Genomic DNA, 15712 nt, shown 5'->3' with positions numbered 1-15712 from the left:
GGGTGTTGACTCTCCAATCGTTGGAAGCATTAGCTTGTTCACAAGGCATTGAGAAATAAGCCTTTTGTGTCGTTCAACTACAACTTTGTGTGGAGTCGCCATGCCAACTACAACGATGAGACAGCCAGATCCCTATTGGTCAGCAAGAACCGGGCGGGAGCTGACAGCCATGCGCGGCCCGTGGGGCTATATGTGAAGGGGGCAGCAATGAGCAGCAAAACAATTCTTATCCGCCAGACCGGGCAGCGGGTGACCGCCCAGGAGGGGCAAGACATTTTGCAGGCCGCCTTGCAAAGTGGCCTGGCCTATCCGCATGGCTGTCGTCTGGGGCGTTGCGGAGGCTGTAAAACCCGCTTGGTCGATGGGCAGGTGGACCTGCTGGAGTACTCCCGTTTTGCCCTGACCGAGGCACAAAAAGATCGTGGCCTGATTCTGGCCTGCCGAGCGATTCTTTTAACGGATGTTGCCGTGGACTGGATTGGTACGGACGATGTACGCGGGCTGGCTCCTTCGCGCAGCATGACGGGCACCATCTCGGAGCTGCGGGAGCTGACTCATGATGTGCGTCTGGTTCGTATCCGCCTGGATGACCCTGAGCCCTTGATGTTTTTTGCTGGTCAGTATGCGGATATCAAGTTTGGACAGGCGCCAGTGCGCAGCTATTCCATGGCTAACAGGCCTGGCGCGCTCGATCTGGAATTTCATATACGCCGCGTTCCTCGCGGTGTGACCTCTGCGTATGTGCACACCGTATTGCAGCCGGGTGAGAAGGTCAGTCTGGAGGTGCCACGTGGCTCCTCGTATCTACGCGAGGGGCACGGTGGGCCCATATTGTGCATTGCCGGAGGTACCGGACTGGCCCCTATCAAATCGATCGTTGAAATGGCCCTGGCCTGTGGCATGAGCCAGGCCATTCATGTGTATTTTGGAGCGCGCGAGCAGCGGGATTTATATGCTATTGATGACTTCCGGGCGCTGGAGCGCCAATACCCCAATCTGTCTTTTACTCCTGTCATCTCCGGGATACCGGCCACTCACTATCGTCGCGGGCTTGTCACCGATATCGTTGGCCACGATCAGCCTGATTTAAGTGGCTGGAAAGTGTATGTAGCGGGTTCTCCATCTATGGTGGATGCCACCATGGGTATGGTGCTCAAGCGCGGTTTGAAAGTTCAGGATTTGCATGTGGACGTATTTTTTACGCCATAGTTGCCTGAGGGAATGGTCAGGGTGCACGCGCACACTTGACCTTCCTACCGTGGGAATCCTCACACTGTCTGCTGTCAGTGCTGGCAACAGGGGCCTGGGCAGGCAGAAAAGACTGATGGGGCTTTGGACAAAGCCTGCCACCTTTTGCCATCACTGACACCTGACTTTCGAGTCCTGTCATTGAGCAAGGGGAGCAAGATGAATATTGGTGAAGCCTCCAAGGTATCCAAGGTGTCGGCCAAAATGATTCGTTACTACGAACAGATTGGCCTTATCCCGCAAACCGAGCGTAGCGCTGCGGGTTACCGAACTTATAGCTGGAAAGAGGTGGAGCGTTTGCGCTTCATAAGACGTGCCCGCGATCTGGGGTTTTCGATGGTGGCCATTGGTGATTTGCTGAGTTTGTGGCATGACCAGTCGCGCCAGAGTGCCGATGTAAAACGGGTTGCACAACAGCATCTGGAAGAGCTGAGCAGTCGCATTAAAAACATGCAGGAGATGGCCTTGGCGCTGGAAGCGTCAATTGGTTGCTGTCCAGGTGATGAACAGCCTGACTGCTCGATTCTAAGTACGCTGGCACAGGTAGAGGATCGTGACTCAGAGCCGGATTTGCGAATCGGGGCGGGCTTGCGTCGTGCTGTTGGCCGAGGTATTCAGGGCGATGTACATCTATAATCGGGCGCGTTCAAACAGGGGGTGAGTGTCACGCCTGTCTTAGTGACGTTGCCCTCTGTCTGAACCTTGATACGGATTTAATCTGCTGTAAACCCGAAATACATCACTTTGATCACCATGCCCTCTTTACCTTCAGGCTTGACGCTACGTCCTTTAAAAGAAACGGAACTGAACCTGCTGTGGTCTATAGACCGTAGCGAGCGGATCGACGGTTTGTACGAGCTGCGCGATGGCGTATTGCACAAGCAAGCGGCTGATATTGATCTGCGCGGTTGGCCGGAAGGCGACCCGGAGAAATATCACCCTGAACATGAGGACGCCTTTTATCGAGGTTCCTGGTTCATGGGTGTATTCAAGGGCGATACCTTGCTGGCTGCTGTGGGTTTGGACAGCCTGCCCTTGGGGCCACAGGGAGATTGGCGTCAGCTATTTTTCTTGCATGTCAGTCAGTCCTTGCGAGGGCAGGGGATGGGCGTATGGCTGCTGGATCAGGCCAAAAAGCAGGCTGCGGAGTGGGGCGCGAAGGCGGTCTATGCCTCGGCCACGCCTTCGGTGAATACGGTGGATTTTTATATGGCCCATGGTTTTGAAATTGCGCCAGAACCTGATGCCCGTTTGTTCGAGCTGGACCCGGAAGATATCCACTTGCTGTGTTTTTTAGATTAAAAGCTTAGCTGTAAATTAGCGGAAAATAGGTGGATTAGCGTGCATCACACACCGTTATCTTGTGCAGCAGTGGCAATACGCCAGCCTTTGGCTGTTTGACGTTGATTCAGAAAGTGGGCGTAGCGTCCCTGGCTTTCACGAAGTTGCGCCGGTGGGCCTTGCTCGATGATCTGGCCGTTTTCCAGCACTACGATCTGATCGGCCATAGCTACAGTAGAGAGCTGGTGGGCAATTACGATCAGGGTGCGCTTGCCACGCAGACGGGCCAAGGCTTGGGCAATGGCAGCCTGGTTTTCGGCATCCAGTGCGGCTGTGGCTTCGTCCACCAGCAAAATGGGGGCGTTCTTGATCAGGGCGCGGGCAATGGCGATGCGTTGACGCTCGCCACCGGACAGACGGGCTCCGCCTTCGCCCACGGTGGTGTCCAGGCCCTCTGGCAGACGTGCGATGATTTCGCTGACACCGGCTTGTTCCACCGCGTCCAGCAGTTCGGCCTCGGTAGCGTCAGGTTTGCCCAGGCGGATGTTCTCGGCAATGCTGCCTGCAAACAGATAATCGTCCTGAAAAATCTGGCTGATCTGGGTCGCTAATTGTGGGCTGCTGATCTGGCGTACATCCACGCCACCAATGGAGACACTGCCCTGGCTGACATCAAAGAAGCGGGCAATCAGCCGGGCCAGAGTGGTTTTGCCCGAGCCGGATTCCCCGATCAAGGCCACCATGCTGCCTGCCGCAATGTTCAGGCTGACGCCGTTCAGTACATCGGGCTTGTCGGCGGCATAGCGGAAATGCACATTGTTCAGTGCGATCGAGCCATCCACTGGGGCTTGTGAGGAGGCAGGTTCGGGCAGTGGCTGAACCGCAAACAGATCCTTGATCGCATCAAGTTGGCCGCGTGCTCCGCGCAGCACTTCGCCATAGCTGGCTACTTCCAGCAAAGAGTCTATGTAGCGCGCTGTCAGCAGCAAGGAGACGATGACGGCAATGATTTCTGCACTGCTCATGCCCAGACCCGTATGGCTATTCAGCCAAAGCGTGGCGGCAATCAGCAGGGCGGCAAAGGCGGCTTGCACAGCCCAGGCATTGAGCACCGCCGAGGCCGTGGATTGCCAGATCAGTTTCTTGCCCGCTTGATGCTGGCGCTCAATCGCTTCTTCCAGCAGGCGCGTACCACCGCCTTCGCCATTGAAGGCACGCAGCACGGATTGGGCTTGGGCGAACTCCACCACACGCTGACTGGCATGGGCAAAATGGGCCTGGAAGGCATCATCGGCCTTACGACCCAAATGGGCGGTCAGGGCCAGAACAGCGGCCAGCAAAGGCAAGACGATCAAGGCAATTAGCCCCAGCGGCCAATGCAGGATGAACAAGGCCACAACCAGCACAACAGGCGTCACAATCCCGGCGATCAGTGGGGTGAAAACGTGTGCAGGCAACTGGGCGACGGACATCATGCCCTGAGTGACAACATGGCCCAGGCGCGCCGTGTTCTGGGCGGAGAACCAGCCTACGGGAAGTTGAGCAATATGATCGCCCAGACGATGACGGCCACCTTGCAGGATAGCGGCACCCACATTGACACCCGCTTGCTCTACATGCCGACGCCATGCCCAGCAAATGGCAACGCCCAGCAACAGTACGATTAGCCAGCCACCCGCTTGTTTCGGTTCGCCATTGAGCAGGTGAGTAAAAATGGGCACCAAGGTGGTCATAGTCAGGCCGCACAGCAGGCCGTACAGAATCGCCATCCAGATATAGCGGCGGAAAATCGGGGCATCATTACCCAGCAAGCGAATCAGGGTCTTTAGCATGATGTGTCCTTGGAACTGTTGTCGTAGCCACCCAGGGTCCAGAGCCGTGCATATCGGCCTTGTTCCGCCAGCAGGCTGGCGTGATTGCCTTGCTCGACAATGGCACTATCTTCCAGCACCAGAATGCGGTCGGCATGCATGATGGTGTCCAGGCGGTGAGCAATCACCAGCAGAGTGCGGCCTTGGGCAAAGCGCGACAGGGCATCCTGAATGGCGACTTCATTGCTGGCATCGGCAGCCGCAGTGGCTTCGTCCAGTACAAGAACGGGTGGGTCCAGCAAGACAGCGCGTGCAATGCTGACACGCTGGCGTTCGCCTCCCGATAGCTGTGCATCCTCTCCGACTACGGAGTCGTAGCCGCGTGGCAGGCTCAAGATACGGTCGTGAATATTGGCAGCACGAGCGGCATCCTCAATCTCTTGCTGACTGGCCGAAGGACGACCCAGCGCAATGTTCTCGCGCACGCTGGCGTTGATCAGGCGTACTTCCTGCAGCACAAAACCAATGCGGCGGTACAGCTCGGTGGATTCGATCTGGCGCAGGTCCGCAGCGCCCAGGGTGATACGGCCTTCGCTGGGGTCAAAGAATCGCAGCAGCAGGCGGGCGATGGTGGATTTGCCGGAGCCTGAAGAGCCCACAATCGCGGTGACCGTGCCCGGTTCCAGAGTGAAGCTGATATTGCTCAGTGCCTGATGGCCTTCGCCATAGGCGTAGCTGACGTTTTCGACCCGTATTTCCTGATTTGCAGGGACTTGCTGCTGATCGGCGGTCAGCGTTTCCAGTACGGGAGTTTTCATCAAGGCTTGAACCCGCTGTGCAGCACCCGTTGCTCCGCCCAGATCGTGCAGCAAGGTGTGCAGCAACAGCAGGGGGGCGCAAATACCGGGGGCCACCAGGGCGAAGGGCAGGATGTCTACGGGAGCAATCCAGTCCAGATAGCTGAACAGGGCACCGAAGATCAGCACAACGCCTAATACGGTGACCGGCGCGATCATGGCGTGTGCGTGGGCCATACGGGCGACCAGCGGGCGGGCAAAGTTCAGAAAGGCGTCGGCAAAGCCGTCCACGGCTTTGCTATAGCCACCGTGTGCCTGCCCATTGGAACCAAAGGCTTTGACGACCGGAATACCGCTGACAAACTCCACCGTGGCACTGTTCAGGCGGCCCAGTTTTTCAACAAAACCCTGCATGTTCGCGCTGCTGGCTTTCATGGCGTTGCGCAGGAACAGGAAGAAACCGGGGAAGGGCAGCAGAGCCACAATGGCCATGCGCCAGTCCATGACGAACAGGTACAGCACGGAGATGGCTATGGCACCGACGGCACGGCCTACCGAGGTGTAGAAGTGGGCAGTCAGGCTATGCAGGGTGGCGATGTCGTCTTGCATGGCTTGTTTCACTTCGCCCGAGGCCTGGCCGGTAAACCAGCCCAGCGGCACCTTGGCCAGTCGTTGGGCAGCACTCAGACGCAGGCCACGAGTCAGTTGGTTATCGGCCAGATGGGCCAGCAGCTCGCCTGCCGAGATCAGGGCCAAGCCCGCAAACATGCTGAGGACACTGAACAGTACCGTCCAGCCTATATCGCCTTGCAGCTCGCCAGACAGGGTATCGCCCAGGGCCAGTTTGGCGATGTAGGCGATCCCGGCCAAAGGCACCAGGGTGAGCATTGAACCCAAGGCCGCCAGTACGGCGGCCACCATCAAACGCGAGCGTATGGAGCTGAGGATCTGGCTGATGGGGCCAGGCTCTTTACGCGCGTCCGTAGCAGTTTCACGAGTGGTCATGAGCGTTACATACCCAGAAATTCAAAGTAAGAGACATGATTTCTGCGGGGTGTGGATGAGGGTCCGGGCGGGTGGCGGCTCAGATCCGACACCTTCATTGCTTATCCAAAAGCCGTAGAAATCGACTCTTTACCATAAGGTATTGAGAATCATTATCGATAATGTAATCTAAATTTTGAATTAGTGGAACCCATTAAACTAAATAGGAAAGACGACGCGATATTTTTGTGTCCTGGCTGTCACAGCGGACAAAAAAACAGGCCCACCAAGTCAAACTTGGGGGCCTGCGGGTATAGATAAGAGGGGTTTTAGTGAAGGGGGCCGCGGCGGTTTATGGCCAAACGGGGCGTGCAGCGTGCCAGTACCTTCCAAAAAGGGTGATACTTAATCGTGCTGCCCACCGCAGCAAACCGTCCACCACTTGCGACGCGAGGTGTGCCCGATGCCAGGGTTGAAGGTATTGGTGGGGTCCAGTTCGCGATAAAAACCGGCCAGGGCAGGTTTGGCAATATACAGATGCCCCACATTGTGTTCGGCCGGGTATTCGGCACGGCGCTCGTCCAGCAACTTCCACATGCGGTGTTCCATATCCAGAGGAACAACGCCCTTTTTGACGATGTAATCCTGGTGGAAGACATGGCACAGAAAGTGGCCGTAGTAGAGCTTGTGGACGATGTCTTTTTCCATATCGTCGGGGAGTTGCTCCACCCATTCCTTGTCGTTGCGACGCAAGGCAATGTCCAGAGCCACAATATCTTCCACGCTGTCGGGGTGCGACTCGCGGTAGCGGATGGCTGCGCCCGCAATGGCAAAGCGGTGCAGAAAGGCTTTGCGACCTTCTTCGGCATCGCACTCAAAGTACGCACCTTGCTGGCTGCCTTCAAATTGCTGGCTTAGGTAGTCGCGAGTAGCTTGGGCGGTGTCGTTGGAGACGCGCAGCAGCAGGTGGTGCTCGAAACGATCACGCCATTCACGCATGCGCGGGGGCAAGTGGCTGGGCAGACGGTTCATGATCGCCTGGATCACGCGATCGGTGACGCCACGCCAGCCAAAGCGCTCAAAAAAACCATCGACACGGCTTTTCATTGCAAAGGCGGACGGCACTTTGGCAGTACCAAAACGGTCGATCAGCAAGAAGGTGTCTTTGCCGTACTGCTCGCCAATATCGTAGGCGGTACGATGAATGTATTCGCCTGCAATGGGCAGGCGGGGCAGGTCTGTCAGCAGGTGACGACGGACGGCAGTCAGTTCGTCCGGGTCGTTGGTGCCGATGTAGAAAACGGTGCTGGCTTCTTTGGGGAAGGTATCCAGACGCACGGCAAAAATGCACAGCTTGCCTGCCGAACCGGAGGCTTCGTACAGACGGGAGGGGTCGGCATTGAAACGGGCTGGGGTCTGGGCGTCCACATCGCGCACATCTTCGGCGTAGCGCGGGTCGCTGGCCTTGCGTTCCGGGTCGTTGACGATGTCCGCAACACTGTATTTGCCTTGTTCCAGGCGGCTCAGGATTTCTTCCGGGGTATCCCCCAGATTGATGCCCAGGTGATTCACCAGGGTCAGGGTGCCATCGTCCAGAACTTGTGCGTACAGCGTCAGTTCCGTGTAGGCCGGGCCGCGTCTTACCAGAGCGCCGCCAGAGTTATTGCACACACCACCCAGCACCGAAGCGCCGATGCAAGAGGAGCCAATGACCGAGTGCGGCTCGCGCTCCAGGGGAGCCAGTGTTTGCTCCAGACGATCCAGCGTTGCGCCTGGCAAGCAGACAACTTGCTCACCTTCGTTGATGACCTGTATGCCTTGCAGACGCATGGTGTTCATCAGCACGATATCGCGGTCGTAGTCATCGCCATCCGGCGTGGAACCACCCGTCAAACCTGTATTGGCGGCCTGCATGATCACAATGCAATCGGCGGCGACAACCGCTTGCAGGACCTGCCATTGCTCCAGCAAGGTGCCGGGCCGGACGACGGCCAGTACCTTGCCTTCACCCGTACGGTGGCCTTTGCGATAACGGCGCGTGCTGTGATCATCCGTCAGTACGTGGGGCTTGCCGACAATGGCATTGAGCTGTTGCAGCAAGTCCGCAGGGCGGGTGGAAACGGACATGGTCAAGACTCCTGTACAAGCAGGTCAGAGGTGATCTGGGAAATGCTGCTGACGCTGGTCAACGTCATGGCGACCCGAATTTCTTTTTCAATCAGGCTGAGCAGATGGTCGACCCCGGATTGTCCGGCGGCGGCCAAGGCATAAATGTAGGCACGGCCCAGCATGGCGGCATCGGCACCCAGGGCAATCATGCGCACGACATCCAGGCCGCTGCGGATACCGGAATCCGCCAGAATCTTGATCTGGCCTTTGACGGCATCAGCAATGGCGGGTAGCGCACGGGCCGAGGACAGGACGCCATCAAGCTGACGACCACCGTGGTTGGAGACGATGATGCCATCGGCACCAAAGCGCACAGCATCGCGGGCATCATCGGGGTCCAGAATGCCTTTGATGACCATCGGGCCTTTCCAGAATTCGCGTATCCACTCCAGGTCTTTCCAGGAAATGGATGGGTCGAAGTTCGCGCCCAGATAGCCCATATAGTCTTCCAGGCCCGTTGGCTTGCCCAGGTAACGCGAGATATTGCCCAGATCGTGCGGGCGACCCAGCAGACCCACATCCCAGGCCCAGCGCGGGTGCATGACGGCTTGTGCGTAGCGGCGCAGGGCAGCGTTCGGACCGCTCATGCCCGAGTGGGCATCACGGTAACGTGCGCCCGGCACGGGCATGTCCACAGTAAAGACCAGGGTGCTGCAGCCTGCGGCCTGGGCACGTTCCAGCGCGTTGCGCATGAAGCCACGGTCTTTCAGAACATAAAGCTGGAACCACATGGGCCGTTTCAGGCGTGGGGCCACTTCCTCGATCGGGCAAACCGACACGCTGGACATGGTGAAGGGAATGCCGTGGGCATCCGCGGCCTGGGCCGCCTGGACTTCACCACGACGGGCGTACATGCCTGTCAGACCCACTGGTGACAGCGCGACTGGAATAGACAGCTTTTCGCCGAACAGATCGATGCTGGTATCCAGTTGGCTCATATCCTTGAGCACGCGCTGGCGCAGGGCCACGTTAGCCAGATCATCCACGTTACGGCGCAGGGTGTGCTCGGCATAGGCGCCGCCGTCAATGTAGTGGAACAGGAAAGGAGGCAGTCGTTTTTGGGCCGCACGCCGGTAATCGGTCGAGGAGGAAATAATCATGGCAAGGGGGAGTCGGGTAGGGCTGAAGGGAGTGTCTGCAAGCGCGCAGCACGTTCGCGGCGGGCGAGGTCTTCGTCAGCCTGTAGAAGGGTGTTGCGTACATAGCCCAGGTGCTCGTTCACGACACTGCGGGCTCGAGCGGCATCGCCATCAATAATGGCTTTGACCAAGGCTTCGTGCTGGGCGGTCAGGTGGACGATGGTTTCGGGCGAGTCATGGACGAACATGATGATGTCCCGGTTTTGCGTCACGCTGCTGAGCACCAGATCAAACAATCCGCGCATGACCTGAACCAGCACCAGGTTGTGCGAGGCTTCGGCCACTGCCAGGTGAAACTGGGCATCGGCACGGGCGGACTGCACGGTATCGCCGCTTTGCTGATAGCGAATCATCTGCTCGAAGCACTGCAGGATCTTGTCTTTATCTTCGGGCGAGGCTCGCAGGGCGGCGTGCCAAGTGGTGCTGCTTTCCAAGGCAATGCGCGCTTCCAGCACGTCGTAACGGTACTGCGGATCGGACAGCATCAAGGCTGCCAGCGGGTCCACAGAGCGCTGTGTCCATTGCGGCGTATGGGAGGTCAGGTAGGTTCCTGAGCCGACCTGGCTGCGCAAAATGCCTTGGCTGGTCAGTTGCTGAATAGCTTCGCGCAGCGAGGCGCGGGACACATTCAATTGTGCGGCCAGCGTGCGTTCGGCAGGAAGCCGTTGCCCCGCCTGAAAATCGCTGGATTGAATGAGCGCCAGCAATTGTTGGGCAACGTGATCAGAGAGGCGCATAGTCTTGGACATACTGAAAAAATAAATCTGCAAGGCACGAATCTACGCGCCTTGCAGAAGAAGGATGAGGGGGAACCCTTAGGGAATCATCCAAGGTAACACATAGGCTTGCAGGGTTGTCAGCAGGCCAATCAGAACCGCAAAGATCAGGCTGTGTTTGACGGTGAAGCGGAACAGATCCGATTCCTTGCCAGCCAGACCGACTGCCGCGCAAGCAATGGCAATGGACTGGGGCGAGATCATCTTGCCGGTCACACCGCCGGTAGTATTGGCAGCCACCATCAGCACTTCAGGCAAACCCAATTGCTGCGCAGTCGTGGCCTGCAAGGCCGCAAACAAGGCATTGGCAGAGGTGTCGGAGCCTGTCAGGAAGACACCAATCCAACCCAGGAAGGGCGAGAAGAAGGTGAAGGCTTTACCCGTGTGGGCCAGAGCCAATGCCAGGGTGGCGGACAGACCCGAATAGTTGGCGATAAAGGCAAAGGCCAGCACCATACCAATCGAATAGATAGGGACAGCCAGTTCCTTGAAGGTTTCGCCCAGAGTCTCGACCGCTTTGGACGGTTTCATGCGCAAAAAGATAATGGTGAGCAGGGCGGCAATCAGAATGGCGGTGCCGGTGGCGGACAGCCAGTTAAAGGAGTACACCGCGCCGTAAGGCGTAGCGGCAGACACCACGGGAGGCGCTTTTTCGACCAGATTGTGCAGGAAAGGCACAGGAATGTTCACGATGGTCGAGGCCAGCGGGCCGTTGGCGGCAAACAGCGCTTTGAAAGGCTGAACGCTCCAGATGGTGACCATGGCCGTCAGGATGATGAAGGGCGACCAGGCTTTGATGATGCTGCCTGTTGTCAGCACTGCAGGAGCCTGCTTGGAGCTTGTATCCTGAGTGGGAGCGGCTTCTTGAGTATCAAAGCGGAAGATACGCTTGGGTTGCCAGACTTTCAGGAACAGGGTCAGTGCGACCAGGGAAACCAGAGCGGAGGTAATGTCCGGCAGTTCAGGGCCAATGTAGTTGGCGGTCAGGAACTGAACAATGGCAAAGGAGCCGCCACCCACCAGCACGGCAGGCCAGGTTTCCTTGATACCGCGCCAGCCGTCCATGATGGCCATCAACCAGAACAGCACGATGATGGTCATGAAAGGCAGTTGGCGACCGGCCATCTGACCGATTTCAAAAGGATCGATTCCCGAAACCTGGCCAGCAACAATGATGGGAATACCCATGGCGCCGAAGGCGACGGGGGCGGTATTGGCGATCAGGCACAGACCGGCGGCATACAGGGGGCGGAAGCCCAGACCGGCCAGCAGGGCGGCAGTAATCGCAACGGGAGCACCAAAACCGGCTGCACCTTCCAGGAAGGCACCAAAGCAGAAACCGACCAGAATCAGTTGCAGGCGTTGGTCAGGTGTGACCGACAGGATCGAGGCGCGAATGACATCGAACTGGCCGGTCTTGACCGAAATCTTGTACAGAAACACGGCGGCCACGATGATCCAGGCGATGGGCCACAGACCATAAAAGAAACCGTACACCACCGAAGCCAGAGCGGTAGAGACTGGCATGCGATAGAAAATCAGGGCAACGCCCAGAGCCAGCAGCACGGTGATCGTGCCGGCCATATAGCCCTTCATGCGCAACTTGGTCAGGGCCAGGAAAAAAAAGATGATGGGAATAAGCGCAATCAGGGCCGACAGCCAGATATTGCCGGTCGGATCGTATTGCTGCAGCCACGCTTGTTGCATGTTGTTCTATCTCCGCAGGAGCAAAGGGGAGGCGCTTGTATTGCAAGCGAACCTGAAGGTCGTTAAATTGGTCTGACCATTTCTTGAGATCGTCAAGAGCAGAGCGCATTGTATCCAAAGGATTATTTGCTGGAATGTCGGTGTTTACCCTAATCGTAAGGAACTTGATGGTTTTTTTATGAATTAATTGGTCTGACCAATTTAAGGGGAAGGCTTGCTGGTTTGCCTGTGGATGCGTGCTAGCCCGCGATGTTTTTGGGAAGCAAACTCTTGCCTTGCTCCTGCTTGAAGCCGGGGGGATTGGGTTACGCTGGAGCCCGTTTGAAGAGAAGTCTTGCCGCTTTACAAACAGCAGGGACATCCTTGCAAAAAATGATATTGAGAATCATTATCGTGGATGTAAACTAGGCTCTTAATTAGTAGAGTCTCTTAAATTAAATAAGAAGCAGCGGCTGGAGAAGACATATCGCTGTTATCAACAAGGTCAACGTAGCTATGCAAACCCCTCCGGCGCCCGCGCCACGCGGACGTCCCCCCACCATTACCCGAGCACGGATTGCAGATGCTGGCATTCAGATCGGCTTGCCTAATATCACCTTTGTGGGTGTGGCTGCCGCTCTGAGTGTCAGCCAGATGGCGCTGTACAAGCATGTGGGCAATCTGGAAGGGCTTAAACAACTGGTGGCTGAAGAAATCTTCAACCGCTGGCAAGTGCCTCGGGCCAAAAGCCCGGTAGAGGGCAGCCTGGAAGACTATTTACAGCTCTTCAGTGCGGCCACCCAGGCCTTTGTAAAAGCCAATCCGGGTATTACGCCCTATGTGATCCGCAGGCTGGTGGCCACCCCTTCCATGCTGGACAAGATTCGGGAGCATCAAGAACACATTGCCCAGGCGTATGGCGTGTCGTTCGAGCGTTCCCGTTACTTGATGGGAACGGTGGCGTTTCACTGCCTGGCCGTGGCCGATACGGTGTATGCCGTTGCGGGTCGCGAGCCGCGCGCTGCCGTGGAACGTGTTGTGGAGGAGATCGAGATGGAGGGCATATTGCAGTTAGGCATGACGGCCCTAATTCAAGGAGCTTTAGCAATGAATGAGCAAGACATTTCTTCCAACATTTCCACCCAGTTTCTGGATACCTCCGCCCTGCCTATGGCGCGGGTGCGCGAGTTCCCCTTGACCATGGAGCTGGCCACACAGTGGCTGGACGATATGGAAACCTTGATCAAGGCGGAAAAGGAGTTTGTGCTGGTGTACGAAAGCCTGCCCGATCCTTCCAACCCGGGTGACCCGGAAGGGCGCAAAAAAGTGGTGCTGTGGTTAAAGGCACACCGAGAAGGCTTTGGCCGCTATTGCCGCGGGATTGTGATGATGTGCGAGGACCCGACGCTTCGCGAAGGTTTGCAAGCGATGGTAGAGCCGCTGGAAAAGGTCTATCGCGTGCCCGGTGGCGTGGCCTCCAACCCGGACGAACTGCGTGAGTTCATCCAGAAATGGGTGATGCCCAACTAACACTATCACGCTCACCCTATCCAGCCTGATGCTGGAAAGAGGGAGCCGCCCGGTGCTGTGTTGAGCCGGGTTCTAAAGCCGCTGACTGTCCTTGGGGATAGCCAGCGGCTTTTTTGTGGACGCGGTTTGATAACTGGTTAGGCGCCTACGTGTTTTCCCCGGTATCCGCTTTTCATCTTTGGTATGACAATGCGATCATTGTCATAACAATATGTCTTATCCAGAGGAGCAAGTACGTGAGAGATCCACATTGTCATTCCAGCAGCATCCTGGTTGAACGGTCCGCAGCAGTGGCCTTCGAGATCATGTCCGAGGGCGTCAAGCAGGGCCAGTGGGCCTGGGGTAGTGCCAACCGCATTGAAGTAGAGCCCGGCCTGTTCAAGGGCACCTCGGTTTTTACCGGCAAGGAAACCTTTGTCAGCCTGGATGTTGATCGCCAGCGCCTGCAGGTGGATTACTCGGTGGGCGCCAGCAAGGACGCCATGCAGTTTCGCAATATGTCCCGTGTGATTCCGGGCGATCTCTTGAAGATCGGGGCCGACAAGTGTGTCGTGACCTTGCTGACCTGGCGTTTGGCGACACAAAGCGATGCGGCCTGGGAGCAGATGTCCTGCGTACACGAGGCCGAAATGTTCCTGATCAAGGGCTTGCTGGAAAGGGAGTAATCCTTCCGGCACCGGGCGCAAAAACCGATACGCCAGACACATCAAAGGAGGATGTATGGGGGGGCAGGCGGCAATACAGCTACGGGATATATCGATCAACTATGGAAGTCAAACCATCGTCTCGGGAGTGGACCTGTCCATCGAGCCGGGTGAGTTTGTTTGCCTGCTGGGCCCCAGTGGTTGCGGCAAGTCCACCATTTTGAGCGCCATTGCAGGTTTTATTCCGGTTCAAGGGGAAATCTTGTCCTACGGTGTACCGGTAAAAGGACCATCGGTAGAGCGTGGGGTGGTGTTCCAGAATTCGGAGGTTCTGTTTCCCTGGCTGACGGTTCAGGAAAATGTGGAATATGGGCTGAAACTCAAAAAAATAGCGCCCAAAGAGCGTTCTGAGATGGCCAGACGTTTTATTGAATTGGTGGGGCTGGGTGGGGCTTTGAACAAGTTTCCCAAAGAACTGTCGGGTGGAATGCGGCAAAGACTGCAAATGGCCCGTGTGCTGGTCAATGAACCTCGCATTGTGCTGATGGATGAGCCCTTTGGCGCACTGGATGCACAAACGCGGGAGGTGATGCAGGAAGAGCTCAGCAATATCCGCAAGAAAACCCAGTCCACCATTGTTTTTGTGACTCACGACATAGGCGAGTCCATTTTGCTGGGTGACCGGATCGTCACCATGACAACCGGCCCTTTTGCCAAGATCAAATCCAATAGCAAGATTGATCTGGCTTACCCGCGCAACTTTCTGGACCCGGCCGTCATTGAGCTGCATAACCGGCTGCGAGACGAAATTGGTGAGGAAGTGACCAAGTTTCTGAGCGAGCAGGGCATAGGGAGCAAAGTGCAATGAGCACGCAAAAAACAAGCTCGAACAGCCGTCTTATCCGCTTTGTGCCTTTGCTGGCCGTGCTGTTTGGCATTCTGGTGTGGGAGTTGTTGAGCAGGCAGTTGATTCCCCTGTTCTTGCCCTCGCCGTGGGCAACGGTACAGGCCGCCATGGAGTTGTGGTCTGAAGGCATGATCACTGAAGCCATCTATGCCTCCATGGGCCGTATTGCTCTGGGCTGGAGCATGGGCGTCATTGTGGGGGTTCCGGTTGGCATCATCATGGGCAGCTCGGTCATTCTGCGCAAAGCGATTGAGCCCTACGTCGATTTCTTCCGCTTTGTCCCGCCCATTGCCTTTGTGACTTTGGCCATTATCTGGCTTGGCCCTGGTGAAGCGTCCAAGGTTGGGCTGATTTTCTACGCCACGATTTTCATTGTCATCATCAGTGTGGTGGCCGGTGTGCAGGCCGTCAGCCAGGACCGTTTGCGTGCTGCCGCTACCTTGGGTGCAGGTCGTATGCGCACCTTGTTGACGGTGGTGGTGCCATCCACCATTCCGGCGATTGTGACCGGCGCACGTCTGGCCATGGGCAATTCTTTTCTGACCGTGGTGTCGGCCGAGATTGTGGCCGCCCAGGAAGGGATTGGAGCCTTGATCTGGTCGGCCCGCAATTATGGCCGTACGGAGTGGGTGTTTGTGGGCATTATTTTGCTGGGCGTCTTGGGCTATTTAAGCGACCAGATTCTGCGGTTTTTTGCCTTGAAGTTCTTGGGGCGCTACGACATTAAAGTGTGATCGCCC

The 15712-nt window shown here is 56.9% G+C and carries 13 protein-coding genes; 7 read left to right on the top strand and 6 right to left on the bottom strand.

Annotation, left to right across the window (positions count from 1 at the left end):
* Positions 1 to 207: 207 nt before the first annotated feature.
* The 3 genes from OSH09_RS13755 (at position 208) to OSH09_RS13745 (ending at position 2550) form a co-directional block, all read left to right on the top strand.
* On the top strand, positions 208 to 1209 hold the full coding sequence (locus OSH09_RS13755) for a 2Fe-2S iron-sulfur cluster-binding protein (protein WP_266121281.1): 1002 nt from the start codon (positions 208 to 210) through the stop codon (positions 1207 to 1209).
* Positions 1210 to 1407: 198 nt separating this feature from the next.
* A complete protein-coding gene (cueR, locus tag OSH09_RS13750; protein ID WP_266121280.1) occupies positions 1408 to 1884 on the top strand; it encodes a Cu(I)-responsive transcriptional regulator in 477 nt (158 codons plus the stop codon).
* 117 nt (positions 1885 to 2001) lie between these two features.
* A complete protein-coding gene (locus tag OSH09_RS13745) occupies positions 2002 to 2550 on the top strand; it encodes a GNAT family N-acetyltransferase (protein ID WP_266121279.1) in 549 nt (182 codons plus the stop codon).
* A 44-nt stretch (positions 2551 to 2594) separates the two neighbouring features.
* Here the strand turns inward: OSH09_RS13745 and OSH09_RS13740 are convergent, their stop codons facing one another.
* From OSH09_RS13740 to lldP, 6 genes are all read right to left on the bottom strand, one after another.
* Positions 2595 to 4361, bottom strand: coding sequence for an ABC transporter ATP-binding protein (locus tag OSH09_RS13740; RefSeq protein ID WP_266121278.1), 1767 nt, complete (start codon positions 4359 to 4361; stop codon positions 2595 to 2597).
* Positions 4355 to 6142 carry an ABC transporter ATP-binding protein gene (locus OSH09_RS13735; protein WP_266121277.1) on the bottom strand — a complete coding sequence of 596 codons (1788 nt, stop codon included), beginning with the start codon at positions 6140 to 6142 and terminating at the stop codon, positions 4355 to 4357. The genes OSH09_RS13740 and OSH09_RS13735 overlap by 7 nt, the downstream gene beginning before the upstream one ends.
* Before the next feature lie 384 nt (positions 6143 to 6526).
* Positions 6527 to 8248: a D-lactate dehydrogenase gene (dld, locus tag OSH09_RS13730; protein ID WP_207873158.1), complete on the bottom strand. Its 1722-nt coding sequence runs from the start codon at positions 8246 to 8248 to the stop codon at positions 6527 to 6529.
* 2 nt (positions 8249 to 8250) lie between these two features.
* On the bottom strand, positions 8251 to 9390 hold the full coding sequence (lldD, locus tag OSH09_RS13725) for an FMN-dependent L-lactate dehydrogenase LldD (RefSeq protein ID WP_207873159.1): 1140 nt from the start codon (positions 9388 to 9390) through the stop codon (positions 8251 to 8253).
* Positions 9387 to 10166 carry a transcriptional regulator LldR gene (gene lldR / locus OSH09_RS13720; RefSeq protein ID WP_207875896.1) on the bottom strand — a complete coding sequence of 260 codons (780 nt, stop codon included), beginning with the start codon at positions 10164 to 10166 and terminating at the stop codon, positions 9387 to 9389. Before lldR ends, lldD begins: the two co-directional genes overlap by 4 nt.
* A 78-nt stretch (positions 10167 to 10244) precedes the next feature.
* Positions 10245 to 11912, bottom strand: coding sequence for an L-lactate permease (gene lldP, locus OSH09_RS13715; protein ID WP_266121276.1), 1668 nt, complete (start codon positions 11910 to 11912; stop codon positions 10245 to 10247).
* 495 nt (positions 11913 to 12407) lie between these two features.
* On the opposite strand from lldP, the gene OSH09_RS18295 reads away from it, so the two are divergent.
* From OSH09_RS18295 to OSH09_RS13695, 4 genes are all read left to right on the top strand, one after another.
* Complete coding sequence (locus OSH09_RS18295) at positions 12408 to 13421, top strand: TetR/AcrR family transcriptional regulator (RefSeq protein WP_323178764.1); 1014 nt, start codon at positions 12408 to 12410, stop codon at positions 13419 to 13421.
* Between the two features lie 236 nt (positions 13422 to 13657).
* Complete coding sequence (locus OSH09_RS13705; RefSeq protein ID WP_266121275.1) at positions 13658 to 14086, top strand: hypothetical protein; 429 nt, start codon at positions 13658 to 13660, stop codon at positions 14084 to 14086.
* 55 nt (positions 14087 to 14141) lie between these two features.
* Positions 14142 to 14933: an ABC transporter ATP-binding protein gene (locus tag OSH09_RS13700; protein WP_207873162.1), complete on the top strand. Its 792-nt coding sequence runs from the start codon at positions 14142 to 14144 to the stop codon at positions 14931 to 14933.
* On the top strand, positions 14930 to 15706 hold the full coding sequence (locus OSH09_RS13695; RefSeq protein WP_207873163.1) for an ABC transporter permease: 777 nt from the start codon (positions 14930 to 14932) through the stop codon (positions 15704 to 15706). Before OSH09_RS13700 ends, OSH09_RS13695 begins: the two co-directional genes overlap by 4 nt.
* Positions 15707 to 15712 lie beyond the last annotated feature (6 nt).

This window comes from Alcaligenes parafaecalis, assembly GCF_026344135.1.
Taxonomy (GTDB): domain Bacteria; phylum Pseudomonadota; class Gammaproteobacteria; order Burkholderiales; family Burkholderiaceae_B; genus Alcaligenes; species Alcaligenes parafaecalis.
Note: the sequence above shows the minus strand (reverse complement) of the source record. Positions and strands in the feature narration are given on the sequence as shown.